This window comes from Brevibacillus sp. IT-7CA2 (assembly GCF_949767855.1).
In the GTDB taxonomy this organism is placed as follows: Bacteria; Bacillota; Bacilli; order Brevibacillales; family Brevibacillaceae; genus Brevibacillus.
Window position 1 is genome coordinate 470108 of the sequence record NZ_CATKQT010000022.1, and the last position, 24159, is coordinate 494266.

Annotated in this window: 19 protein-coding genes; 13 read left to right on the forward strand and 6 right to left on the reverse strand. The window is 47.3% G+C overall.

Annotated features, from left to right (window positions below):
- Positions 1-21: 21 nt before the first annotated feature.
- From nikB to ACM6JA_RS15365, 7 genes are read left to right on the forward strand one after another with little or no spacing between them, the layout of a single operon-like run.
- Entirely contained in the window at positions 22-957 is a 936-nt protein-coding gene (gene nikB, locus ACM6JA_RS15335; protein ID WP_414852954.1) for a nickel ABC transporter permease, read from the forward strand.
- On the forward strand, positions 954-1865 hold the full coding sequence (locus ACM6JA_RS15340; RefSeq protein WP_007721002.1) for an ABC transporter permease: 912 nt from the start codon (positions 954-956) through the stop codon (positions 1863-1865). The genes nikB and ACM6JA_RS15340 overlap by 4 nt, the downstream gene beginning before the upstream one ends.
- Positions 1866-1877: 12 nt before the next feature.
- Positions 1878-5078: a M14 family metallopeptidase gene (locus ACM6JA_RS15345; RefSeq protein WP_414852955.1), complete on the forward strand. Its 3201-nt coding sequence runs from the start codon at positions 1878-1880 to the stop codon at positions 5076-5078.
- Positions 5050-5697: a pyroglutamyl-peptidase I gene (pcp, locus tag ACM6JA_RS15350; protein ID WP_414852956.1), complete on the forward strand. Its 648-nt coding sequence runs from the start codon at positions 5050-5052 to the stop codon at positions 5695-5697. Before ACM6JA_RS15345 ends, pcp begins: the two co-directional genes overlap by 29 nt.
- A 31-nt stretch (positions 5698-5728) precedes the next feature.
- Positions 5729-6478, forward strand: coding sequence for a 5-oxoprolinase subunit PxpB (pxpB, locus tag ACM6JA_RS15355; protein ID WP_414852957.1), 750 nt, complete (start codon positions 5729-5731; stop codon positions 6476-6478).
- Positions 6479-7486, forward strand: coding sequence for a biotin-dependent carboxyltransferase family protein (locus ACM6JA_RS15360; protein WP_414852958.1), 1008 nt, complete (start codon positions 6479-6481; stop codon positions 7484-7486). It begins immediately after the preceding gene.
- 4 nt (positions 7487-7490) lie between these two features.
- Complete coding sequence (locus tag ACM6JA_RS15365; RefSeq protein WP_414852959.1) at positions 7491-8255, forward strand: LamB/YcsF family protein; 765 nt, start codon at positions 7491-7493, stop codon at positions 8253-8255.
- A gap of 4 nt (positions 8256-8259) precedes the next feature.
- On the opposite strand, the gene ACM6JA_RS15370 is transcribed toward ACM6JA_RS15365, so the two are convergent.
- From ACM6JA_RS15370 to ACM6JA_RS15380, 3 genes are read right to left on the reverse strand one after another with little or no spacing between them, the layout of a single operon-like run.
- A complete protein-coding gene (locus ACM6JA_RS15370; RefSeq protein ID WP_414852960.1) occupies positions 8260-9393 on the reverse strand; it encodes a GerAB/ArcD/ProY family transporter in 1134 nt (377 codons plus the stop codon).
- A 21-nt stretch (positions 9394-9414) separates the two neighbouring features.
- On the reverse strand, positions 9415-10458 hold the full coding sequence (locus ACM6JA_RS15375) for a Ger(x)C family spore germination protein (protein WP_414852961.1): 1044 nt from the start codon (positions 10456-10458) through the stop codon (positions 9415-9417).
- Positions 10459-10508: 50 nt separating this feature from the next.
- Complete coding sequence (locus tag ACM6JA_RS15380) at positions 10509-11984, reverse strand: spore germination protein (RefSeq protein ID WP_414852962.1); 1476 nt, start codon at positions 11982-11984, stop codon at positions 10509-10511.
- A gap of 155 nt (positions 11985-12139) precedes the next feature.
- Between ACM6JA_RS15380 and cdaS the strand changes: the two genes are divergently transcribed.
- A complete protein-coding gene (cdaS, locus tag ACM6JA_RS15385; RefSeq protein ID WP_414852963.1) occupies positions 12140-12754 on the forward strand; it encodes a sporulation-specific diadenylate cyclase CdaS in 615 nt (204 codons plus the stop codon).
- 104 nt (positions 12755-12858) lie between these two features.
- Here cdaS and ACM6JA_RS15390 read toward each other — a convergent pair whose 3' ends face one another.
- Entirely contained in the window at positions 12859-14085 is a 1227-nt protein-coding gene (locus tag ACM6JA_RS15390; protein WP_414852964.1) for an aminopeptidase, read from the reverse strand.
- A 247-nt stretch (positions 14086-14332) separates the two neighbouring features.
- Between ACM6JA_RS15390 and pepF the strand changes: the two genes are divergently transcribed.
- On the forward strand, positions 14333-16132 hold the full coding sequence (pepF, locus tag ACM6JA_RS15395) for an oligoendopeptidase F (protein ID WP_414852965.1): 1800 nt from the start codon (positions 14333-14335) through the stop codon (positions 16130-16132).
- An 80-nt stretch (positions 16133-16212) separates the two neighbouring features.
- Positions 16213-16542, forward strand: a complete 330-nt coding sequence (locus ACM6JA_RS15400) for an MGMT family protein (protein ID WP_414853137.1) — start codon at positions 16213-16215, stop codon at positions 16540-16542.
- Here the strand turns inward: ACM6JA_RS15400 and ACM6JA_RS15405 are convergent.
- Positions 16539-16898 carry a Lin0512 family protein gene (locus ACM6JA_RS15405; protein WP_048032795.1) on the reverse strand — a complete coding sequence of 120 codons (360 nt, stop codon included), beginning with the start codon at positions 16896-16898 and terminating at the stop codon, positions 16539-16541. The two genes, ACM6JA_RS15400 and ACM6JA_RS15405, sit on opposite strands and share 4 nt — an antisense overlap.
- Positions 16899-17065: 167 nt before the next feature.
- On the opposite strand from ACM6JA_RS15405, the gene ACM6JA_RS15410 reads away from it, so the two are divergent.
- Positions 17066-19030 carry an ATP-dependent DNA helicase gene (locus tag ACM6JA_RS15410; RefSeq protein ID WP_414852966.1) on the forward strand — a complete coding sequence of 655 codons (1965 nt, stop codon included), beginning with the start codon at positions 17066-17068 and terminating at the stop codon, positions 19028-19030.
- A 43-nt stretch (positions 19031-19073) separates the two neighbouring features.
- On the opposite strand, the gene ACM6JA_RS15415 is transcribed toward ACM6JA_RS15410, so the two are convergent.
- Positions 19074-20690, reverse strand: a complete 1617-nt coding sequence (locus ACM6JA_RS15415) for a multicopper oxidase family protein (RefSeq protein WP_414852967.1) — start codon at positions 20688-20690, stop codon at positions 19074-19076.
- A 74-nt stretch (positions 20691-20764) separates the two neighbouring features.
- Between ACM6JA_RS15415 and ACM6JA_RS15420 the strand changes: the two genes are divergently transcribed.
- A complete protein-coding gene (locus tag ACM6JA_RS15420; protein ID WP_414852968.1) occupies positions 20765-21079 on the forward strand; it encodes a hypothetical protein in 315 nt (104 codons plus the stop codon).
- A 976-nt stretch (positions 21080-22055) separates the two neighbouring features.
- Positions 22056-24131, forward strand: coding sequence for an acyltransferase family protein (locus ACM6JA_RS15425; RefSeq protein ID WP_414852969.1), 2076 nt, complete (start codon positions 22056-22058; stop codon positions 24129-24131).
- Positions 24132-24159: the final 28 nt, after the last annotated feature.

Sequence of the window (24159 nt, forward strand, 5' to 3'; positions counted from 1 at the left end):
TTTTGATAAAGGAGGAGCGGGATGGCAGCCTTTTTAATTAGACGTCTACTACATAGTGTTTTTGTCGTTCTTGCTATTACTCTTGTCATTTTTGTCCTGGTGCGAATGACTGGTGACCCAGTATCGATCATGTTTCAAGCAGGTGAGCCTACCAAAGAGGCAATTACTGAGCTTCGGAAAAATCTCGGTCTGGACGAGCCCGTTTATGTACAGTTCGGGCTTTATTTAAAAGATATGTTTACCGGTAACTTTGGCACCTCTTTCCGTACGGGTGAGAGCGTGGTCGACATGATGAAGGAGAAGATGGGAGCAACTTTGCTGCTTGCCTTCGGGGGAATGTTTGTCGCCCTGTTGATTGCGATTCCAGTAGGTATCATTTCCGCTGTTTACAGAGGCAGCGTAGCTGACTTTTTCGGACGTATTTTTTCATTGCTAGGAATCTCTTTTCCTAACTTTTGGTTAGGGATTATGTTAATCATCATATTTGCCGTTAAGCTGGGTTGGTTTCCTGCTTCTGGTTATGAAGGACTGGAGTATTTGGTTCTGCCTTCCGTTGCACTCGGACTCATCTTGTCAGGAATTTTGGCTCGATTAGTTCGCTCTTCCATGCTGGAGGTAATGAATCAGCAATATATCAATACGGCCCGTTCCAAAGGAATCAAGGAATGGCTTGTCATCATCAAGCATGGCTTACGAAACGCATTAATCCCAACGGTAACCTTTATTGGATTGCAATTTGGAACGTTGTTGGGCGGTACCGTGATTATTGAGCAAGTTTTTTCATGGCCAGGTATCGGGCGTATGCTGATTGATGCGATATCGCAACGTGACTTTCCAGTGATTCAAGGCTCTGTGATTATCTTGTCTTTTTTGATGATCTTCGTGAACCTGTTGGTTGATATCAGTTATGGCTTTATTGATCCACGTATTAGGCAGGGAGGAGGAAAAAGCGAATGACGACAGCGACAGTTACAAACAATCAGACCAATCCACCAATCAAAAAACGTGGAAAATGGAGCAAGATGGGCAGAAGATTCGTTCGAAATCCGTGGGCAATGACGGGGATGTTCTTGCTTATGCTTACCGTCGTATCCGCACTTTTTGCACCGGTAATTGCGCCATCCACTCCTGATAAAGCTGATTTGCGTGCACGGTTGGTTGCTCCCTCGTGGATGGACGATACGGGGAAATCCGAGTATTTGCTAGGTACGGATCAGGTAGGACGTGACTTACTGAGCCGAATCATTTACGGAGCGCGAATATCGTTATTGGTTGGTGTCGTATCCGTACTGATTTCCTTAGTTATCGGGGTGATTCTGGGCCTCATAGCAGGCTTTTACGGGCGCTGGGTAGATGATCTGTTAATGCGCTTGGCAGATGTGCAGCTGGCATTCCCTTTCATTTTGTTTGCGATTATCGTCATGACGGTCTTTGGGGCAGGTCTATGGAAGCTCATACTTGTTCTGGGGATCAGTAACTGGGTAGGCTTTGCGCGACTGGTTCGAGGCCAGGTCATGAGTGTAAAAGAAATGGAATACGTCCAGGCTGCCAAAGCAATCGGGGCTACGAATTTGCGGATCATCAGAAAACATGTCCTGCCAAACGTTTCTTCTTCGATTATCGTATTGGCAACGTTAAATGTAGCCACCAACATTTTGTTGGAAGCATCGTTGACGTTTATTGGATTGGGTGTAGACCCTTCGATTCCTACATGGGGCGGCATGCTGGCAGACGGTCGCAACTATCTGGAGACGGCATGGTGGGTTGCTACTTTCCCTGGCATCGCCATTATGATTACGGTGTTTGGAATTAACCTGCTGGGCGATTGGCTGCGTGATGAGCTAGATCCAAATCTGCGCGTGTAAGGGGGCTAACCAATGAGAGGGCTAGGTGATATTTTTACAACGAAAGGGTTAGTTGCGGACCGAAACAATGACGGTGTAGCTGATTCATTGTCTGTTGCCTTCTGTTTTCAAACGGGAATCGTCGTAGAAGGATTCATTGATTTTTGTGCCCGATTAGGCCTTGAAACAAGTGAGCTGGATCTGCCTTTCATTCGTATGGAAGATTCACCGATGGTAGCTAGCAGCACGAAAAGCGGTGAGTGGTTTTGCACAGTATGTATCGAGCCATCCAGCGACGTGGATGATGCGTCATGCACTCTCGATCGAGGGAACAATCGAATTGCTTTCGCTGGTGGAAGCGAGGAGAGTCTTAGCCGATTACTGCGCTGGATGGCGGCATATTGGACAGATGCAGCACCGGCAACGACTTCACTCGGCGACATTGAAAGGATTCGTTGTTCTTTACATGAAGTTCAACTATATGTTTGTGCGGATGCTTCACCTGTCTGTCAAATTGCGATACCCCAGTATGCGCTGATGAGCTCGCATGAGGGAAGTCCTATCGTAGAGAGACCAACTCCACTTGATAGTCTGACAGAGCTTTGGACAACGGCAGGGTTCTATCAGGCGGGGCGTACGGATTTAACGAGTCGGACAGATGTATTTTTTACAGGGATCCATACTGCAGAGGCGGTTATGTCTGCCGCACGCTTTGCAGCTCGGATTGGTCTAGCCTCGACCGGGATACATTTCCCGCTCACAGGAGAAGCAAATCGGATTGCGGAGCTCACTTTTTCCTTACACATGAATTGTGAAGCACCTCTAGCAAGTGGAGTGGTCGAGGTAATCCCAGACCCTAAAGAAAAGACAACAAGAGTCATCCAGCTTTCAGGGGGAGGACAAGCGATTGTTGCGGCGCTTGATTATTTCGGGACTGCCACTTCGCACCGACTCGGGGGGACTTTTGGTGCATGGGAAGAATCAGACGAGCCAAAAGAGAAGGAATTCCCCTTATTTATAGAGAAAACTTGGAAAGACCAGGGCGAACGAAATGAGATAGAACAGTTGTTTCATGAGCAGTTGATCGCGATTGTTAGTCAAATGGAGACGGCCGGGTGCTTATCTTCTCCGCTTGCGGTCACCGCGTTTTTGTCAGAACCAAAAGAGATTCGACGTGCGCTGGAGCGATGCTGGAAGAGCGCAATCACGGAGCTGCTTCCGGATAACGATAGTACGGTACATATTCACTCTGCTTTTAAACCAGGTTTGTGCTGGATAAAAGAAACGATTTTGCCGTCTCTTGTACGTACAGGGGAACGAGTAGAACGAATGTTGATCTCTTTCCAACGAGAAGAAAGAGAAGGCGGGATGGAGCTTTCTCATCGATGGCTTCAGGAATTATACCCGGTTGATCAGTTGTTGGAAAAAGAATTGGGCTTGTCCTTGTCGCAAGTATCATTCGTGATGGATGAGAACCTACCGACTACTTACCAAGTCGAGGCTTGGGGAGTCGGGCTTGCGCACTTAGGTACATGGTATTTGGATGTACCTGTATCCACAGTGCCGTATGCCGACGAGCAAAGTCGAGCTTATCCAACTACGTCAGGACTCTTCTTCTCCTATGGAACAACAAAAGAACAATTCTTGGTTCCTACGGATCGAGAGAAGTTTTGGCAATTCTATACGCAGCAATTTTTACCTGAGTTGACGGAAGAATTGTTATGTAGACAAAATGAACCGTATCAAGGAAACATTCCGCTCTTTCATTCGATAGAGGTAACCGTCACTATGAGTGAACAGGAAGAACGGCTAGACATAGACGAAGAAACAATATCCTCGTTAGAAGCGTTGCATGAAGATATTTATTTTTATACGCTGGACTACTATGCGTATTTGGGTGAAAGAAAAACGGGAGTGGCGTGGAGTTCTCCTGGGGCGGTACGACCATTTGTAAAGGTCAAACCAGCAAGCTCTCCAGTGGCAACCATTCGCGTAAAAGAATATAAAGAAGAACAAGCTTTCTCTATCAAAACGACTCATTTATACTTCGAGGCAGAGCAATCTGCTCCTGTAAAAGCACGCATCCTGAGAACGAACGAAAAGAGTAGCAGCATCGAAGAACGGAAGCTTCCTTATCTACACCAAAACCATCATCCTGATATGGGCGAATGGGCAGAGCTGGCTACACATCCGTCTGTGCATATCTGGGAAGTAGAGAAATCGTTTGAAGGACGGCCGATTTTTGCAGTAGAGGTAACAGCACCCCAGATTTCCACTTACGTATCAACTCACAAGCTATCTCTGTATAAACCAACCATTTTGCTCGAAACCGGACATCATCCAAACGAGGTTTCCAGTATGCCTGCTGCACGTGAGCTGGTGGCAGAGCTCATAACCGAAAAAATGGATTGGCTTACTCGTTTCAATCTGGTCGTGATTCCATTTGCCAATCCGGATGGGGTCGCACTTCATCAAGAGCTCGTCAAAGATAATCCATTTTGGAAGCATCATGCTGCCCGTTATAATGCCGTTGGATTAGAATATACCAATCATCGTTTTCAGCCGAGTGTTTTTGGCGAATCGCGGGTAGTTCCCCAACTGTTTTATCGCTGGTTGCCGGATGTGATCATTGATGATCATGGAATCCCTTCGCATGAATGGACACAACCATTCGCCGGGTATAATAGCCCGCCGAGATTCCCTGTATCTTATTGGATGCCGATCTCACTCTTTTACGGAATTGGCCGCGAGATGGAGCGATCTGACTATCCTCATCATGCTGTCGCTCTTGATACGATTCAAAAGGCAGCCGAGGAAGGGCTGAGACATCATCCACGTCTGTGGAACAAAAATAAACGCTTTATTGAGCGCTACATTCGGTATGGACATAACTGGGAGCCCGCCATTTTCCCATTGCCTACTGATCAAGATTTCTTGTTTTATCGTTGGCCTACAAAGCCGAACAGAACCTCTCCTTCCTTACTCTCTCGTTTTCCTGAATGGGTGACGCTTGATTTAATAACGGAAGCGGCTGATGAGACGGTCGCGGGAGGAGCATTGCGAGATTGCATAGAAACACATAAGGTTTTTAATCGTGCTGTCATGAAGTGTGTGGCATCCAGCCCACGGCGTGTTTCGCGACAGTATGGACAAGCCCATATTCGACTCTCACGAATGAGACCGATGCGGATCGGAGGAGACAATCATGAAGACCATTTTAGTAACAGGGTTTGATCCTTTTGGTGGAGAAACGGTTAACCCTGCTTGGGAATCGGTAAAAGAGCTGGGAAAAATCGAGTCTGATTGGTATAAAGTAGAGCTACGCCAAATTCCTACAGTTTTTGAAAAATCTATTGAACATCTGTACGCAGCGATAGAAGAAACGAATCCGGACATCGTGTTATGTATCGGTCAAGCAGGTGGACGAGGAGATATTGCGGTTGAGCGTGTAGCGATTAACGTCAATGATGCTCGAATCCCGGATAATGAAGGAAATCAGCCGATTGATACACCGATTAGGGAAAACGGTCCTACTGGCTACTGGTCAACATTGCCAATCAAAGCGATTGTACATGAGTTAAAAAAACAAGGAATTCCGGCTTCCATATCGCAGACGGCGGGTACATATGTGTGCAACCATCTTTTTTATGGATTGATGCATTACCTTGCTGAGAAAAAAGCTTCCGTACGCGGAGGGTTCATCCATATCCCTTATTTGCCTGAACAGGCAGTAAGGCAAGCAGGGCAGCCAAGCATGGCGTTAGAAACAATTGTAAAAGGCTTGCGATTGGCAATCGAGACGACCATATCTAATGATCGGGATATTGTCATGGAAGGCGGACAAATTAGCTGAGCAGGAGGAGAAACCCTCCTCCCTTCCATTCATGTGGCAGTGCCGATATTCGAAAATGGAGGGAAAAACGTTGCCTAGATATGAATTCTCTCCTCTTGGGGACTCGGGTGTCATGGTCAAACTAGGAGAGGTTATCGATCAACAGACCCATGAGAAGGTCATCCTATTCTCTGAATACCTACAGGAGCATCCTTTCCCCGGGATGATCGAGTCTGTACCTGGCTTTACGACTGTTACAGTCTATTACGATCCGATTACTCTTTTCGATCCACTTGATGATATTTTGCCATACGATCGTGCCGTTGCTATTCTTGAGCGAATGTCGCAGCAAATCTCCAACACTCACTCTAAAGAGTACAGACTTGTAGAAATCCCAGTTTGTTATGGTGGGAGCTTCGGGCCAGATATGGAAGTAGTTGCCAAACAAAATGGTCTTAGTATAGAGGAAGTGATTTCGATCCATTCAACAACAGAGTACCTGGTGTACATGATCGGATTTGCTCCTGGCTTTCCGTATCTCGGTGGAATGGATGAGCGACTGGCCACGCCGCGACGTTCCTCGCCACGACTATCTATTCCGATGGGGAGTGTAGGAATCGGAGGATTGCAAACAGGTATTTATTCGATAGAGAGCCCAGGTGGGTGGCAAATTATCGGAAGAACACCACTGAGCTTATTTCAGGCAGGTGAAAGTTCTCCAAGTCTCTTGTGCGCTGGTGATAAAGTTCGCTTCCGTCCTATCTCCGAGCGGGAATACGAAACCGGGGAGAAGGTGTACTAAGTGAGTATAGAGGTGATTACGCCAGGACTTTGCACGACCGTTCAAGATACAGGTAGATTTGGCTTTCAGCAGTATGGGGTCAGTGTCAGTGGGGTGATGGACAAGCAAGCTGTACAGACTGCGAACATGTTAGTTGGCAATCAACAAACGGATGCGGTTCTGGAGCTGACGATGAGAGGTCCAAGCTTATTGTTTCATAAGGACATGCTAATAGCCATTTGTGGTGGTGACTTCAAGGTCACGATCAATGATAGATCCGTCTTGCCCAATCGAGCAGTCTGGATCAGGAGTGGAAGCATCTTGAAGTTTGGCCTGGCCAAGGAAGGCTGTCGCGCCTATCTCGCAGTCGCAGGCGGATGGGATGTGCCACTTGTGATGGGAAGTCGTAGTACGAATCTCCGTGGAAGCTTCGGAGGCTTTGCGGGTAGAATGCTTGTGGCAGGAGATAGGCTAGTTCAAAGCTCTCCAGGTTCATTCAGCCAATTTCTCGCTAACCAATTGGAAATAAAGGCAGGAGCAGCTCCCTTCTACCAAGCGAATTGGTTTATTCCTTCAAGTACGCTTGTAAAAAATGGGGAAGCGGTTGTACGGGTGATAAAAGGCGAGCAATTCGCAGATTTTTCGGAAGAGAGTCGTCAAAGCTTTTTCGAACAAACCTTTCAAGTGTCTACTCAATCAGACAGGATGGGGTATCGTTTAACAGGACCGGCGCTCGAACTTACGCAGTCAATGGAACTGATCTCGGCTGCGGTCACCATTGGTACGATACAGGTTCCGCCAAACGGTCAACCTATTATCCTGATGGCAGACAGACAAACCATTGGCGGTTATCCGAAGATAGGCTATGTGCCAACGATAGATTTGCCGATCGTCGCCCAGTTGCGGCCAGGCGAAAAGATTCACTTTCAAGAAATTTCTCTGCGTGATGCTCAAAAGGCGCTTATCGAGAGGGAGTCATTGATGAAGGCGATCAAGCTTGGTATAGAAGTAACCGTGGGATGGAGGTAAAAAGATGAAAATAGTAGATCTAAACTGTGATATGGGAGAGAGCTTTGGCGCCTATCAGTTGGGCAACGATCAAGAAATTTTGTCCTATATCACCTCTGCAAATGTGGCATGTGGTTTCCATGCTGGTGATCCTGCGACGATGAGAAAAACAGTAAGAATGGCTTTGGAGGCAGGTGTGGCAATCGGTGCGCATCCGGGCTTTGCTGATCTGGTCGGCTTCGGTCGCCGCAACATGGAGATTTCCCCTGAAGAGGCGTACGATTTAGTCGTGTACCAAATCGGTGCCCTGCAAGCGTTTGTACGGGCAGAAGGGGGCTTCATGCATCATGTGAAGCCTCATGGAGCCTTGTACAATATGGCAGCCACAAGACCCGCTCTGGCCGAGTCTATCGCGTTGGCCATCTACAAAGTAAACCCGGAACTGGTGTTGTATGGCTTGGCCGGAAGCGAGTTGACGCGTGCAGGGGAAAAAATCGGTCTTGCTACAGTGCACGAAGTGTTTGCCGACCGTACGTATCAGCAGGATGGCACACTGACACCGCGCAGTCAGCCGAATGCGATGATTACGGACCAACAGCAATCCCTTCAACAAGTCATTCGTATGGTGAAGGAGGGACTCGTCCTGACCCAGCAAGGCGTGGATATCCCGATTCAGGCCGATTCCATTTGTATTCACGGCGACGGTGCCCATGCGTTGGAATTCGCGCAGAGCATCCGAGAAGCTTTGGCAGGAGCAGGCATTACAATCGCAGCACGATTTGCTCGATAGACATCTATCGGGCTTTTTCTGTTTCCGCCCCGGGAGTCTGGTATCCTGTGGTACTTCGCTTTTTTCCCCAGAGGAGGAAGAGCAAGAACAACAGCGGGATATAGCCATAAATGAAAACGATGCTAACTTTCCCGTAAAAATCGAGTGCCAAGAGCAAAGGAGTCGTACCTTCGAGCAGATAGGAACCCATTGCCAAAGAGACTAGGAGAAGCAAAAGGGCTCGGATTTGACTGATGCCAAATATCTGTTTCATTCCGCGGGTAACCCCCCATAGATTGAGACAAATGTTTGGCAAAATCACGAAGAGCCATAGAGATATCACAATGAATTCCAATCGCTGCAATATCGGAATTTCGACGATTTTGAGCATGGTCAAGGTCGGCCAAATAATCTTATCCAGTTCACCATGGCTAAACATGAGGAATGTTACGATAGCGACGGCTACATACAGGAGCGTGCTGAAAAGAACGCCAGCGTGGGCCCATTTTTGCGAGTGAGCTGCTCGTTTGATAAATGGGTAGTAGAAGAACAGTAATTCAAAGCCCATATAATTGATGACAGCGTCTTTGGCAGACGCGAATAAGGAGGGGAGGTTATGCGAAAACATCGGGAACAAGTTATTCGGGTGAGCGTACTCGAATGGGAATAGAAACAAAGGAAGCATCAAAATCGCCGGAATCACAACACCGAAAAAGCAGACGCCCGTTACCGTGCGAAAACCACCAGCGACAATGTACAGAATGAGGAGCAAGATAATCAGCGTCGTGCTCCAGGTATGCATGAGAGGGAAAATAAATTGCTTCACAATACTGACGTAAGAACGCAAGATGAGAAAAGCAGCCATCCAGACGTAGATCAATACGACTAAGCTCATCAACTTGCCTAGCCATTTTCCAAAGCAGAGCTCGTGAAGGGAGAACAAATCATGGCTGCCCGCATTTAACATGGAATAGAGCATCCAAACAATGAGATGGATGCTTGCCCCTGCAAGTAGAAGGGAGATCCAGGCATCGTATCCAGCATGGGCTACGATTGTCCGTTGAAACCCTAATATCCCGACCCCCACGATATTGGCATGCACGAGAAAGAATACAAAAAAAGGTGAAACCATAGCGCTTTCCCGAATGGAAGTACTCACCTGATCCCTCCTGGTTATTCATTACTCCCCCGTCTGCTCCAGCTTGATTGAGGCCGTCACGGCGATTTTCATCTCTGGATAAATCTTTTTGAAGTGCGAGTAGTTCCACGAAGCGCTTCGACTACGAACCAAATCACCAAATCCAACCGGATCAACTCCAAGCTTCTGTAAATGCTTCACAAAGCTCGCCGCCTCCTTTTGCAGGTACGAGGAAAGTTCTTTTTCCATTTCATGTAGGACTTGTGGATTGGATAATTGCAGCCACTTCGAATAATCTTTGATTTGCCCATTTACCGTGAGCTTTACCATAATGCTGGGGACAGGCTCTGCCGTATTGATAGCGAATGCGGCATGGGAATGAAGATTTTTCAACAGTCCGGATTCTTTTCGATTGTTTATCGTCACTTCAAATGGAATTTGACCACTCTTGGCTTTTTCGACCATGATTTTTAACAAAAAGCTCTCTTTCGAATTGATGCGATGCACGAATTTGTCATCTCGAAAAAGCGCGAGACCATCCAGCTTCACTCTGTCATTATGCATCACGAAATAGGGAAGGTAAGGATCACGGCCCTCGCCGTATAAATTGAACAAGAAAATATGCAGGTTGGTCTTGGGCAAATTCAGCGTTTTGATATTTTGAGCGACACTATCGGAGATGAAAAAAGGAACTTGCATTTGGCGCATGCCTTTCAAAATCGTCAATGCTTTTGGTTCCGCAACAGCGAGTTGAAGGCGAAAACCGATAGCGGGATCGCGGCAAAGCGTATGTACCAGCGTTTCCACTCCGTTTCTGGCATAATTCCGCCCGACAACGACGGAGCGCAATTGCCCTAGCTCCACTTGAGAAGGTGTGAGGGCGTTAAAATCAGGGAGGATCGTAAATAAATTCGAGCTTTTTGTTTCCAACAGCTCTACATGAGTCTTTTCCTTTCCGTATATGTGAGTGATGGCTGCCCCTTTTATTTTTTGGTCTTCGAGATCGAGACCCAGTGAATGAATCAGTTGTACTTCGCTGACAATTCGAGTTGAAGAGCAGCCAGCCATGATCCATATCAATAGCATTAGTATCCATTTCCTCTTTGCAATCATGGTTTCCTCGATGGCTCCTTCATCTATTCATCAATGTCTCTTTTCTGAGTGGCCTTGTCAGGATCGTATCTCCACTGCGAGATGACGCGCATAACAGCAGACCTTCTGGCTGTTCTGCTGTAGGAAGAGCGAATGAAGCTGTCCGCGAAGCTGCGTCTGCGAAAAGGGTAAAGCGGAGCCAGGTAAGGCGTTCCTAACGATTTAAGCTGAAGAAGATGAGTCAGCATGAACATGAGACCGATGGCAATCCCAAGCCCTCCCCAAATTCCAGACAAAATAATGAGCGGAAAGCGCAGGAAACGGATCGTATTTGACATTTTGTAGATGGGGGTGGTAAAAGAGGCAAGCGCCGACAGGGCTACGATGATCAGCAATATATTACTGGTCAAGGCAGCTTCTACTGATGCTTGACCAATGACGATTCCACCAACGATTCCAAGAGTCTGTCCGACCTTTGTCGGGAGCCTTGCACCTGCTTCTCGCAAGAACTCGATCGTCAGCTCCAAGAAGAGCACCTCTAAAACGGGGGGAAACGGGACGTACTTCCTCGATAAAATAATCGGAGCCAGCATGTCTTGCGGAATCATTTCCAAATGAAAAGTGAGAACCGCCGTATAGGCAGGAGTCATCAAAATAGAAAAAAGCACACCAAAAATACGAATCAACCGAAACAAGGACGATAAGATCCACGGTAAATAATAATCCTCGGGAGAAATGAAGAAATCAAAAATCGTGGTTGGACCGGTAATGACATACGGAGATGCATCGGAAATAATCACGATCTGCCCGAGAGTTAACGCATAAATGACCCGGTCAATCCTTTCTGTAGACAGAAACAGTGGGAAAGGAGTATTCGAATTATCACTCATGATTTGATCGAGCTGTGATGAATCAAAAATAATATCGAAGTCGATCGTCTGTAGTCTTTGTTCAACGGTTTCAATGTGCTGAGGATTCGTAATACCAGACAAATAGACAACGGCGATGCGCGTATGAGAGAGCGTCCCTAAGGTTAACTCTCGAATGATTAATTTGGGTGTGCTGATTTGTTGACGGATAAGATGCAGGTTGATATCGATGTTTTCAACAAAGCCAACCTTTGGTCCAACGACACTAAACTCGTTTTCCGTGTCGTTGTCAGTTCGCAGGCCTTCAGTCGGATTGGATAGATTGATGAGGGCGAAGAACTGTAGATTGTCTTTCGATTGGATGGCAGCATAGCCTGTCATGATTTTGGAGACGACTGTCTGTATGTCGTCTGTATAAATAATATCCTCCACATAGATAAAGCGGGAAAAGTGGCGCAGGTCCGTGATCGATTCATTTGCTTCCATACGCTCTTGAATGGGGCGCAAGAGATTTTTTTGCAGTAGCTCTGTTTTTATTAAGGTTTGATAGTACGAAATAAAAAAAGGACTTTCCTCGTTCAGCAGGGGGTAATGCTTAAAATCATTCGATTCTTGTGCAATGGATAGAAACTCATTCCATTTCGTTATCATGTCGGTTTCGCTCCATAAGCTGTTGATCATTTGTGTTTTACTATGTCCGGTTTGTAGTGGAATTATCATCTAGGAAATAGAATGATTTCCTATGGGGAGGGGAACAATCAAACAAAGAACGAAGCGTGAAGAGAAATTGAAATTGAGGGGTTCATATGCTGGAAGTTAACTGTGATACATCATCGTTGAAGGCTGAATTGCTGCAAGAGCTGAGGGGAATATCCGTTACGTTAGATGAGAGCATACATGCGTTAAAAAATGAAAACGAATGTGTGCTCGGGACGTTTGATCAAATACGGACGAAGTTTAGCCGACTCGAAACAGTAGCAGCCTCCTTTTATTTACAGTGCTATCTCTCACCCTATACGGAAAAATATCTGGATTTATCTAAGGCCGTGCAGCACTTGGCCAAAAGGCGCCAAGGAGCATTGATTGTCGTTGAACGTGAGGACCCGCTTGATCTGCTGCTGCAAGCAGGCATACCGATTGGGGCAACGATGAGCCATTCCTTGCTGGAGTCAATCTTTTATCCGGGCAGCCCTTTGCATGATGGGGCCGTCCTGATTCGGGAAAATCATATCATTTCAGCGGCCAATGTGTTGCCATTATCCCAGGTTGTGGTAGGGGAAAAAAAGCTGGGAACCAGACATCGTGCTGCTTTGGGGTTGAGTGAAAAAAGCGATGCACTGATCATTGTTGTTTCCGAGGAAACGGGGAAAGCGTCCTTTGCCATGCAGGGACACTTGTATCCGATTATTTCCCCTTCTTGAAAGAGCTACGCGAAAAGCTGTTGTAACCGAGAAAAGAACGAGGCTGGATTTGTCATGGTGATGACACAAATCCAGCCTCTCGCTATGCCATTCTCAGGTTAGATTCAAGCCCAATTTCCGTTGCGGAAGAGTGGTTCACGCTTGCCGTCAGCTGTTTCCCCATCAATGTTCATCTCGGCGGAGCCGATCATGAAATCGACGTGAGTGAGGCTGATATTGATACCGCGGCTAGCCAGTTCGTCATTGCTCATGTCAGCGCCACCTTCAATATTCACACTGTAGGCGTTCCCGATCGCCAAGTGGTTGGACGCATTCTCATCAAAGAGCGTGTTATAGAAAATGATATCTGATTGCGAGATAGGGGACAGATGAGGAACCAAGGCCACTTCCCCCAAATAATGCGAGCCTTCATCTGTTTCAATTAATTGCTTTAGGGATTCTTCTCCCTTTTCAGCAGTTACCGAGACAATTCTTCCTTTTTCAAAAGTCAGCGTAAAGTTCTCGATCAAATTCCCATGATAGCTCAAAGGCTTGGTGCTGCGAACGGTTCCGTTGACGCCTTCTTTTAATGGCGCGGTGAATACTTCTTCTGTCGGCATATTGGCCATGAAGGAGGCACCATCTTTATTTACGCTCCCGCCGCCAATCCAAATGTGGTTGGCAGGCAGCTCAATCGTCAGGTTGGTACCAGGAGCTTCGTAATGAAGGTAGCGGTACTGTTTGGCATTTAGCTGATCTACCTTGCTGTTCAGTGTCGCATGATGGTCATGCCAAGCTTGGACAGGGTCATCCATATCTGCGCGAGTGGCGCGGAAGATCGCATCCCACAGAGCAAGCTCCTGTTCCTCTTGTGGCAAATGAGGGAAAACCATAGCGGCCCATGCAGGTGATGGAACTGCAAGCACGCACCAGCTCACTTTATCGGACATGGTATAGCTGCGGAATTTATGGAGAGCTTGACCAGCTGTTTTGTTGGCAGTAGAAATGCGGTCAAGACTTACCCCTTTCAGCAAATCGGGATTCGCTGCAGAAATGTAGAGAAACGCCGCGCCATTTTCCGCCATTTCCTCTAATCCCTGTACCTTCCATTGCGGGTATTCACGAAACGCTTCATCAGGAGCCAAATCATATTTCATCCGTGTGAGTTCATCGTCGGTCCACTCAATATGTACGTGCTTGGCACCCGCTTCATACGCTTTTTTGGCTACCTTTCTCACAAATGGAGCAGTAGATAGCGGAGCTGTTACTACTAACGTTTGCATAGGCTGTACGTTCACGCCGACTTTCACAGCCAGATCAGCGTAACGGTCAAACAAGATTTCAAAAGACATGGCTTATTTCCTCCTTTTAAGAACAAAAGGCTTACTTGCACTCTATCTATTTTACCTTCCCCTCCGAAATCACCTGCTTATGATTTGAAAGAATTTCCTAGGAAAGCGCAGAAAAAGACAGATTACGGCCTAATTCGAGCAAGTTATCCACTTGTTTATTTTGGTTAATTGTAGGAAAATTCAAATGAAAAGGCAATTTTATTACATAAAAAATATTTTATTGGCCGAACTAAAGGAGGCAGTCAGAGTGAAGACAAGACAGACACGTGATCAAGTCGCTGTCGAGTATACGTGGAACCTGAACGATCTGTTTGAGAACCAGGAAGCGTGGGAGCAAGAATTAGCAGAAATTGTACAGCATCTGCCTGTCGTCACTGCATTCAAAGGTCAGCTGCATACGAGTGGAGAGGCGTTGTTGGCATGCTTGGAGGCAAACGAGGCGATCAATGTTCGGGCGAATATCGCAGCAACGTATGCCAGACTGCGGTCGTCTGAAGACGGGACGAATCCACAAAACCAAGCAAACTCTGCACGGGTAGGGGATGTATTGTCCCAGCTGAACGCTGCGCTTTCTTTTATACCTTCCGAGATTTTGGCTTTGCCTGAAGGAAAAATCGAGAGCTTCTTGAAGGAAGAATCAGGACTCGAAATTTTCCGCAAAAGCTTGAATGATTTGCTGGAAACAAAGCCGTACCGACTGTCTGCCGAGACCGAAGAAGCGTTTGCGGCGATGGGCGAGGTTTTCTCTGCACCATACAACATATATGCACGCGGAAAGCTTTCGGACATGTCATTTGCACCCGTCAATGATGGCGAGGGAAATGAACGTCCAGTATCCTTCGCGCTATTTGAGACAGATTATGAAATGTCGTCCGATACAACGCTGCGCCGTGCTTCGTACGAATCTTTCTCGAAGACACTCGCTTCATACCAAAACTCCTTCGCTGCGGTATACGCGACAGAGGTGAAAAAACAAACCGTCATGTCTCGTCTGCGTGGCTATGAGACCGTAACGGACATGCTGCTTAAGCCACAGCAAGTTACACTGGATATGTACCACAACATCCTGGATATCATCGGGAATGAACTTGCTCCGCACATGCGACGCTATGCGAAGCTCAAAGCAAAAGAGCTCGGCCTCGAAAAACTTGCCTTTTGTGATTTGAAGGCACCGCTTGATCCAGAATTCAGCCCCCCTGTTACGATTGAAGAAGCTGGACAAAAGATATTGGCATCCTTGCAAGTGATGGGACCAGAGTACACAGCGATTATGGAAAAAGCACTGAATGAACGCTGGATCGACTACGTAGACAACGTGGGCAAATCGACAGGTGCTTTCTGCTCAACGACATACAGCAAGCACTCGTACATTCTCATCACGTGGTCGGGTAATATGCGCAGTGCTTTCACGCTGGCTCATGAGCTGGGGCATTGCGGACATTTTATGCTGGCGACAAGAGAGCAAAGCTTTACGAACTCTCGTCCATCGCTGTACTTTATCGAAGCGCCTTCTACACTCAATGAGCTCTTGCTAGCGCAGAACATCGTCGAGCAATCCGACGATCCTCGTCTGAAGCGTTGGGTCATTTTGCAATTGATGAATACGTACTACCACAACTTTGTCACGCATCTGCTAGAAGCGAGAATGCAACGAAAAGTGTACGAAGCAGCGCAAAAAGACGTACCATTGACTGCCAAACAGCTCTCCGAATGGAAAGGGCAAGTGCTCGCAGACTTCTGGGGTGATGCCGTTGATCTGGACGCTGCCGCGAGTCTTACATGGATGCGCCAACCGCACTATTACATGGGGCTGTATCCGTACACTTACGCAGCTGGTTTGACCGCTTCTACAGCAATGGCAGCGAGCATCAAACAAGAGGGACAGCCTGCCGTTGATCGTTGGATCGAGGTGCTCAAAGCCGGGGGAACACTAACGCCGCTGGAGCTAATGAAAAAAGCTGGCGTGGATATGTCAGATCCGCAGCCAATCCGCGAGGCTGTCGCATACGTAGGCAGTCTGGTTGACGAGCTGGAAAGACTGTTTTAACCTGATAAAAGAAGAAAAGGCTTGTGATTACAAGGAATCACAAGCCTTTTGATTTGATCAAGCAAGAAGGAGTAGTCATCATGACCGAATTTACGCAGCGCGCACTAAAAATCATTGCCGGGATTCCAGCGGGCCATGTCATGACGTACGGGCAAATTGCTGCGTTGGCCGGGAGTCCGAGAGCTGCCAGACAAATCGTTCGCATCCTTCATTCCATGTCCAAAAAGCACAAGCTTCCTTGGCATCGGGTCATCAACGCCCAAGGAAAGATCGGATTGCAAGATTTGGATTCGTCCACGCTGCAAAAAATGGCGTTGGAAAGCGAAGGGATAGTCGTGTCAGCAGCAGGAGAAATAGAGATGGAGCGTTATCAGTTTCACCCACATGTAGTGGATGAGCCGGTATTCTAGTATCCTACCTCTACCGAAGCAATGACGATATAGGCAAGGTCGTTCTTGTCTTCTTTTTCAGCGATCACGACGCCACTGCTCGTCAGCATGCCGCCATCGACGATTTCGAAGGAGACTTCCCCGTAAGGCAGTGCTTTACGAACCGTTTCCAAGTCGAGCTTGTCCTTGTCAGCAGGAACGGCCAGTCTCACATTTACTTTCATGTTATGGATATCGTTTCCTGGCAGGACAGAACGCAGTCCAGGCATCGAATTATGATGGATGGCATTTTGAACAGCGCGGACTGCGGCTTTGGTGACGTTTTGTCCATGCATGTCGATACCCATTCCTATTTCAATAAACATTACTTTTTCCATTGGCTTGTTCACTCCTGTTTCATTCTACTTTTCTACCATCCTTATCTTACCACGAAAAGGAATGGTTTTTTCTCTCATCTGTATTGTGTTTATCGTCAAGACATGTCATCATAACATGTTGGCATCTATGCTTGACGATTCTTTTCATTATTGGAGGCCGGTCACAATTGGAACGTTATCCTTTTGCCTACGATCCGTCCCAGCCGTTCATCTCTCAGGTGAGTGATTGGGTAGCGGACGTTTTTTATGAAGTATTGCCTGAGGCTGGATTCGAGGTGCGTGATGAGCAAATCTACATGGCCTTTCAGCTTGAACGGGCTTTTATAGAAAAGCAAACGATTTTTGCAGAGGCGGGAGTAGGTACGGGAAAAACATTGGCTTACTTGCTGTACGCCATCTGCTATGCACGATATACGAGAAAGCCCGCCATCATTGCCTGTGCGAATGAGTCGCTGATTGAGCAGCTCGTAAAACCGGAAGGCGATATTGCCAAACTGGCTCGCCATCTCAACCTGACGATTGACGCGAGACTCGGAAAATCTCCGGACCAATATGTCTGTTTGCGCAAGCTGGATGAGGCGAGATTCCAGCCTGAGACAGGGGAAGCTTTCCAGCATATTTATCAAGAGCTGCCTTCGTTTGTTCATACACATGAGGCCTTGCAGTCGTTTTATCCATACGGGGATCGCAGCACATATCCTGACCTGGATGACCAAGAATGGGCGCAGATGAACTGGGATACTTTTCAGGATTGTTTTGTGTGCGACAGACAGCACCGCTGTGGGCAGACCCTTTCCAGAAATCATTACCGTCAATCAGCTGATTTGATCATTTGCTCCCATGACTTTTATATGGAGCATGTGTGGACTTATGAGATCCGCAAGCGCGGAGGTCAGCTACCATTGCTGCCACCGCATAGCTCGGTCATTTTTGACGAGGGTCATCTGCTGGAGCCTGCTGCCCAAAAAGCATTGACGTACAAGCTGAATCACTCCGTGTTCGAAGAAACGATTACGCGTGTCTTGAAGGGTGAGATCAGGGAAGAGCTCGCCATTGCCATTGAAGAAGCCATTGCTCAGAGCGAGGAGATGTTCTCCCTATTGAACGAAGAGAGCAAGGCTGTGATGGGCTCCAACCGTAAAGAAATCCACTTTCATCCGGAACTCATTGCAACCATCCACCGTTTTACAAATCTCGTCAGTTGGATTGAAGAAGAGCTGGCGTTAGAGGGTGGTCTATATACATTGGACGAGTTCCAGCTGCGAATTGTCGAAGAGCATCTGGAAATGATGCAGCTAGCACTGGGATTATTCCAAGACCCCGATCACGTCATTTCCTGGATGAGTGAAGAGATTACAGGGCCAACCTTGGTCGTCATGCCAAAAAAGGTGCAGGAAGTACTGGAAGAGCGTGTATTCTCACAAAAGATGCCGATAGTCTTTTCGTCAGCGACTCTATCTGTTGATGGAACGTTTAAGTATGTAGCGGACAGCTTGGGCATTGAGCAATACCTGTCTTTCTCGGTGGCTTCTCCGTACGAGTACGACAAGCAAATGGAGGTTTACGTACCGACACTCTCTGCGACCGACTCCTTTGCGGAAAAAATGAGACAGGCTACCCAATTGCTACAAAAATCAGCGGGTAGTGCACTGCTGTTGTTTTCCTCCATGGAGGAATTACAGCAATTCAAGGCGGCAATCAAAAACGAGCCTTCCTGTACGGTTCTGCGATTCTTATTTGAAGGAGATGCGGAAATCAGCCATCTGATCTCTCAGTTCCAAAACGACGAGAAAAGTAGCCTCTGTGCGGTGAGCCTGTGGGAAGGGCTAGATGTTCCGGGGCCTTCGCTGTCCAATGTGATCATTTGGTCACTGCCATTCCCACCGAATGATCCAGTATTTACAGCAAAACGAAAAAGTGCAGCGAATCCTTTCGACGAGGTAGATATGCCTTACATGCTGCTGAGACTGCGTCAAGGCATCGGGCGTTTGATCCGTTCAAGAGAGGATAGCGGTCTGGTATCAATCTTGAGTCCGCAATTGAGCCAAAATGACCAGCTGAGACAGCAAGTACAGGATGTTTTTCCGACTGACGTAGAGTGGAAAACGTCTTTGGACGGTGTATTGGCGTAATAAAAAAGCAGGAGCCCGGGTGGCTTCCTGCTTTTTTCTATGGTTATTCAGGCATGTTGCCGACAGTAGGGTCGACGACGAAATCTGGCTTGAAGCCTTCATATTTTACTTCGGATACCATTCCTTGCGCAGCATGGCCCAAATCGTGGCAGTGGAACATCCAATCTCCTGGATTGTCAGCTTCAAAGGCGACTACATAAGATTCACCCGGCAAAATGTTCAGTGTATCCTTGACCAGAGGGGAGCCTGTGATAGGCTGTCCGTTTTTGCTTAATACTTGGAAGAAATGTCCGTGCAAATGCATCGGGTGGATATCTTTTGGTGATTTGTTCACCATCGTGACTTTGACCAGATTTCCTTTTTTGACGTTGAGCGGAGGGACATCCGGGAACGTTTTTCCATTGATGGTAAAGGCCATTTTTCCATCTGCCGTCTCCGTGTTCAAATCCATTTGATACGTGATGTCATACTTTTGATCTAGTGTAAAGCTGCTTTTTGCCGCCTCGCCGTATTTGGTAATGTCTATCGTTGGCATGTCACCAGCTTCTGATTTGGCTGTTTTTGTTTCCGAGCCTTCGTAGACGATGGGTACGACAAGGGATTTGGCGCCTGGATTTGTGCTGCGCTCCTCTAATAACCATTTGCCAGGATTGTTTGCGACAAATTCGAGATCATATCGTTCTCCTGGCCCGATATTGAGGAGTTGGCCTCCTACGAGGGGCGGATTATTGATAGGTTGCCCGTCTGTTGCTACGATTTTAAATTCATGACCTTGCAGGTTCAGCTTGTGGTTCAAGTATCCGGCATTGATCAGGCGGATTCTGACCTTCTCTCCTTCTTTAACAGATAGCGGCTGGATTGCCGGGCCTGTTTTTCCGTTCACTGAAAAGATCGTATACATCAACGGCATCATCTCAGCGTCACTCATGGGCATTTCCATACCGGCCATGTTGTGACCACCAGAGGACGAGCTATCGGAAGAAGGGGTACTCATGCCGTGGCTCATACCACTTCCGTGCATTTCCGCCATGCTATCGTCCTGCATCCATTCATCCAGAACGAGGGTAAAGTCCTTATCAGATGGCTCTGGTGTAGCCGGTTCTACCACAAGGGAACCATACAAGCCTTTGTCTACCTGCTTGGCGCTGTTTTGGTGCGAATGGTACCAGTATGTGCCGGCAACATCCACCTTGAATTTGTAGGTGAAGCTTTCGTTTGGTTTTACGGCATTTTGTGTCACGCCAGGGATTCCGTCCATGTTATTCGGGACGGGTAAGCCATGCCAATGAATGGTGACCGGCTCGGGCAATTCGTTTTTCAACGTCACACTAATGGTTTCCCCTTGTTTGACACGAAGCTGTGGACCTGGAACGGTTCCATTGTACGTCCATGCGTTTTTCATGGTCTTGTCATCGAGGTGGAGCATATTTTCTTTTGCTGTGAGGGTAAACGTATTGCCTGTAAGCACCTCTATCGACGAGTCGCTGGATGCAGACATTTGTTGTGGTTGCGTTTCTGCTGTTGTTTGTGGTGAAGAACTCATGTCGTGTCCATTATGATCCATCGTAGTATTATCAGTGGCAGTGGAGCATGCGGATAACAGCAAAACGCCACCTAGAACCAAGGGATAAGCCCATGGGCGCATTTTCCGTTTGTTCATGTGCACTTTTCCTCCTTTGAGCTGTTGGAGAAAGCGTACCAAACGATTGTGTAGAAAACATGAAGACGGGATGTATGACACTTCTGTTACGCATTGTGCAAAATGGGAAAGTAAGCGTGAACAAATGCTATAATGGAGTATCGTACATACAAGTAATCAGTAGAATCGGACAGGGATGGTGTTCACGTTTGGGTAATGTAGATTTTGCGAGCTTGCCTTGGAATGTTTTTTGGGTTGGAGTCGCTTACTTTTTGGTCACAGGAGTCTTTTTCTGTCTTGGATTTATGCGATTGCTTTCCGAACGGGTAAAAAGTGGCATCGTATGCATGGTGATTGCGGTTGTCAGCGGTGGTTTTTTCTTGAATTATTTGTTTACTCATCATATTTAAATTGGGATAATCAAGCGAAAATCCTCGTCGGTGCTGGTAATCGATGGGGATTTTATTTTTGTCTTGTGTTTCCCGTTTCGATTGGCGAAAATGGTAGTGATAGGGGAATGACCGTGGTTGATGTGCTTTACTTCGGGGGATACCGATTCCAAAGCAACCATTCCTCCCATATTGGAAGAGACGTTACATACAAGCTTTTGGATTTGGCATTGCATCAAGCAGAAACTTATTGGCTCAAAGGTTTATCAACAAATGACAATCAGGAATGTCAATACAACTCGCAAAAAATTACGAACCGATGCAGGCTGTTGATCCGTAAATCTTTTGTGACAAGTAAACACGTTGCATTTTGCATCTGACAGTGGTGGTCTGCGATGATCTACAATCGTGAAGCTGATGGGGGAACGTATACCAGCAGCTTCTTTTTTTGTTCCGCGTTTTTACCGGGAAAAAACATGGCCAGAATGTAAACAGTTTGTAACGAGTTATCCCCCGAAACCGTCATATAATCAGGTTACAAACAACTATTCAGCAAGAGTCTAACGTAAGACAAGGACCGGGTAATTTCCTTGTGATACCATCCACTATAAGGAAGGTGTGGTGCATATATAAGGGAGTAAGATAACCAAAAACAACGAGATAGTGAGTAGTTCATCACATCCTGAATACGGGCAACGATGATGGGAAGAATTCATTTTCCATAAAGATAATGAACGAGACCAACCCCCGTTTTCGCACGATTCCAAAAAACAGGGGTTTTTGCATTCATAGAGCACGCAATTCCCGATGTGTAATGACTGCCCCCAACAACAAATGATGAAAACAGAACGGAAGTAAAAGGGGAGAATGCAGATGTTTTGCATGGCGAGCACGAAGAATCACCATAAAAAAACAAAAAGGACGATGGGTACGAAAAGAATCAATAATCAGAACGAATTAATCACTCGCCAACATGCAACGATAGGAGGCCACCAGCATGCCTGAACCGATCAAAGGCTCCAGCAGCCGATACATGGCTGGGATCGACGGGCTTCGTGCGCTGGCGGTACTCGCAGTCATTATTTATCACTTGAATTACGACTGGGCACCCGGGGGATTGCTGGGTGTCGGTATTTTCTTCGTTTTATCGGGATATTTAATTACAGACTTATTAATTGCAGAATGGAATCGCAATGGCAGACTCGACATGAAAGACTTTTGGTTGCGCCGTGCCAGAAGACTGCTCCCAGCGCTTTTCTTCATGCTGTTTGTGGTGGTGGTAGGGGTGGCTATCTTTTCGCCAGACCAGTTGGATACCATCCGCGGAGATGTTGGAGCAGCCGTTCTGTACGTGAGTAACTGGTGGCTTGTTTTTCATGACGTATCTTATTTTGAAAAATTCGGTCCGCCTTCACCACTTGGCCATCTGTGGTCATTGGCAGTAGAAGAACAGTTTTATGTCATTTGGCCGCTGGTACTCGCTCTGGGACTAGGCTTCCTGAAGCGCAGGGGGCCAATCATGATCATTACTTTGGCGCTGGCTGCACTATCCGCCATCTTTATGGCCGTTTTGTATGAGCCAGGTCTTGATCCGAGTCGTGTTTATTACGGAACGGACACACGGGTATTCGGGTTATTGATCGGTGCCGCACTCGCCATGATGTGGCCGAGTCGCTTGCTTACGACGAACATTTCACAAAAAGCGCGAATTACGCTTGATCTAAGCGGTCTCTTGAGCTTAGGGATTCTTTTGTACAGCATTTGGAACACGAATCAATACGATGATTATTTGTACGAGGGCGGTCTAGTCCTTTTGTCTGTAGTCAGTGCCGTGCTGGTCGCAGTACTCGCACATCCTGCAAGCAGCTTGGCGAAATGGATGGGCTGCAAGCCATTGCGCTGGATCGGCGTTCGATCTTACGGGATTTATTTGTGGCACTACCCTGTTATCGTTTGGACGACTCCGTTTTTAGCGGAAAGGGAGTGGATGGCGGTACCTGGAGCGGTTTTGCAGCTCCTCGCAAGTATTTTTCTGGCATCATTGTCATGGAAATATCTCGAAGAGCCTATTCGTTACGGTGCATTAGGCAGGATCTGGCATCGTTCCAATAAGGCCGGACAGAAAACAAAACGGGTAAACCGTGTATTGGCCACTGGTTGCGCGATTGCTCTTTGTGTCACGTATTATGGGATCGCTTCGCTCACATCAGATGCGACCGCTGGAAATGTGACGCAGCCGCAGCCAACGCAGACGGTCACCGAGACTAAGGTCCCCGACAAGCCACATGGTCCTGAGGTGCCAATCGTAGAGAAGAAACCGGAAACGGTTCAAAAACCAGCTACTCCACCAACAAAACCGAAAAACGAGCAGAAGACAAATAACAACGGACAAAAGCAGAAGCCTGTGGAGAAGCAGAAAGATTCGAATGCTTCCAAACAGCCTGACCAAAAGCAGGAACCGATCAAAGCGATTGGCTCTGGTAAAGGAATCACTGTCATTGGTGACTCGGTCATGCTCGATGTGGCTCCTTACCTGGAGAAGCTTTTGCCAGGAATCGTTGTGGATGCCAAAATCGGAAGGCAAATGGCGCAAGCTCCTGAGGTGATTGCCCAGCTCAAGGCAAAAGGGCAATTGGGAAACCGCGTCGTGATTGAATTGGGCTCGAACGGCGCCTTTAGTAAAGGGCAGCTCGATAAGCTGCTGCAATCACTCGATGGCGTCGAGCAAATCATTCTCGTCAACTCTCGCGTACCTAAACCGTGGGAAAGCGTCGTGAATAAGATGCTGGCGGAAACGGCTGCAGCCCATCCACATGTCGTTCTTGTGGATTGGTATGCGGCAAGTGAAGGGCAAAGTTCTTACTTTTACAAAGACGCTGTTCACCCGAATAAGGAAGGCTCGCAAAAATACGCGGCACTCGTGGCGAGTGTAATCGCTCCGACGGAGCCAGAGAAGAAGCCGGAAGTGAAAGAGGAAGAGAAAGCGGCAGAGACGGCAGTAGAAGAGGCAGGGCAGATGGAAGGGGCACTGGAGGCAACTGAGGAAACCCCTTTGGAAGAAATGGTACAATAAAACAAGGGAAGACCAGTGAACCAAGTCG

What these genes read in the sequence shown, in the direction of transcription:
- nikB (WP_414852954.1), top strand. Translation starts at nt 22, where the DNA reads ATGGCAGCCTTTTTAATTAGACGTCTACTACATAGTGTTTTTGTCGTT.
- ACM6JA_RS15340 (WP_007721002.1), top strand. Translation starts at nt 954, where the DNA reads ATGACGACAGCGACAGTTACAAACAATCAGACCAATCCACCAATCAAA.
- ACM6JA_RS15345 (WP_414852955.1), top strand. Translation starts at nt 1,878, where the DNA reads ATGAGAGGGCTAGGTGATATTTTTACAACGAAAGGGTTAGTTGCGGAC.
- pcp (WP_414852956.1), top strand. Translation starts at nt 5,050, where the DNA reads ATGAAGACCATTTTAGTAACAGGGTTTGATCCTTTTGGTGGAGAAACG.
- pxpB (WP_414852957.1), top strand. Translation starts at nt 5,729, where the DNA reads ATGTGGCAGTGCCGATATTCGAAAATGGAGGGAAAAACGTTGCCTAGA.
- ACM6JA_RS15365 (WP_414852959.1), top strand. Translation starts at nt 7,491, where the DNA reads ATGAAAATAGTAGATCTAAACTGTGATATGGGAGAGAGCTTTGGCGCC.
- ACM6JA_RS15375 (WP_414852961.1), bottom strand. Translation starts at nt 10,458, where the DNA reads ATGCTATTGATATGGATCATGGCTGGCTGCTCTTCAACTCGAATTGTC.
- ACM6JA_RS15380 (WP_414852962.1), bottom strand. Translation starts at nt 11,984, where the DNA reads ATGATAACGAAATGGAATGAGTTTCTATCCATTGCACAAGAATCGAAT.
- cdaS (WP_414852963.1), top strand. Translation starts at nt 12,140, where the DNA reads ATGCTGGAAGTTAACTGTGATACATCATCGTTGAAGGCTGAATTGCTG.
- ACM6JA_RS15390 (WP_414852964.1), bottom strand. Translation starts at nt 14,085, where the DNA reads ATGTCTTTTGAAATCTTGTTTGACCGTTACGCTGATCTGGCTGTGAAA.
- ACM6JA_RS15400 (WP_414853137.1), top strand. Translation starts at nt 16,213, where the DNA reads ATGACCGAATTTACGCAGCGCGCACTAAAAATCATTGCCGGGATTCCA.
- ACM6JA_RS15405 (WP_048032795.1), bottom strand. Translation starts at nt 16,898, where the DNA reads ATGGAAAAAGTAATGTTTATTGAAATAGGAATGGGTATCGACATGCAT.
- ACM6JA_RS15415 (WP_414852967.1), bottom strand. Translation starts at nt 20,690, where the DNA reads ATGAACAAACGGAAAATGCGCCCATGGGCTTATCCCTTGGTTCTAGGT.
- ACM6JA_RS15420 (WP_414852968.1), top strand. Translation starts at nt 20,765, where the DNA reads ATGACACTTCTGTTACGCATTGTGCAAAATGGGAAAGTAAGCGTGAAC.
- ACM6JA_RS15425 (WP_414852969.1), top strand. Translation starts at nt 22,056, where the DNA reads ATGCCTGAACCGATCAAAGGCTCCAGCAGCCGATACATGGCTGGGATC.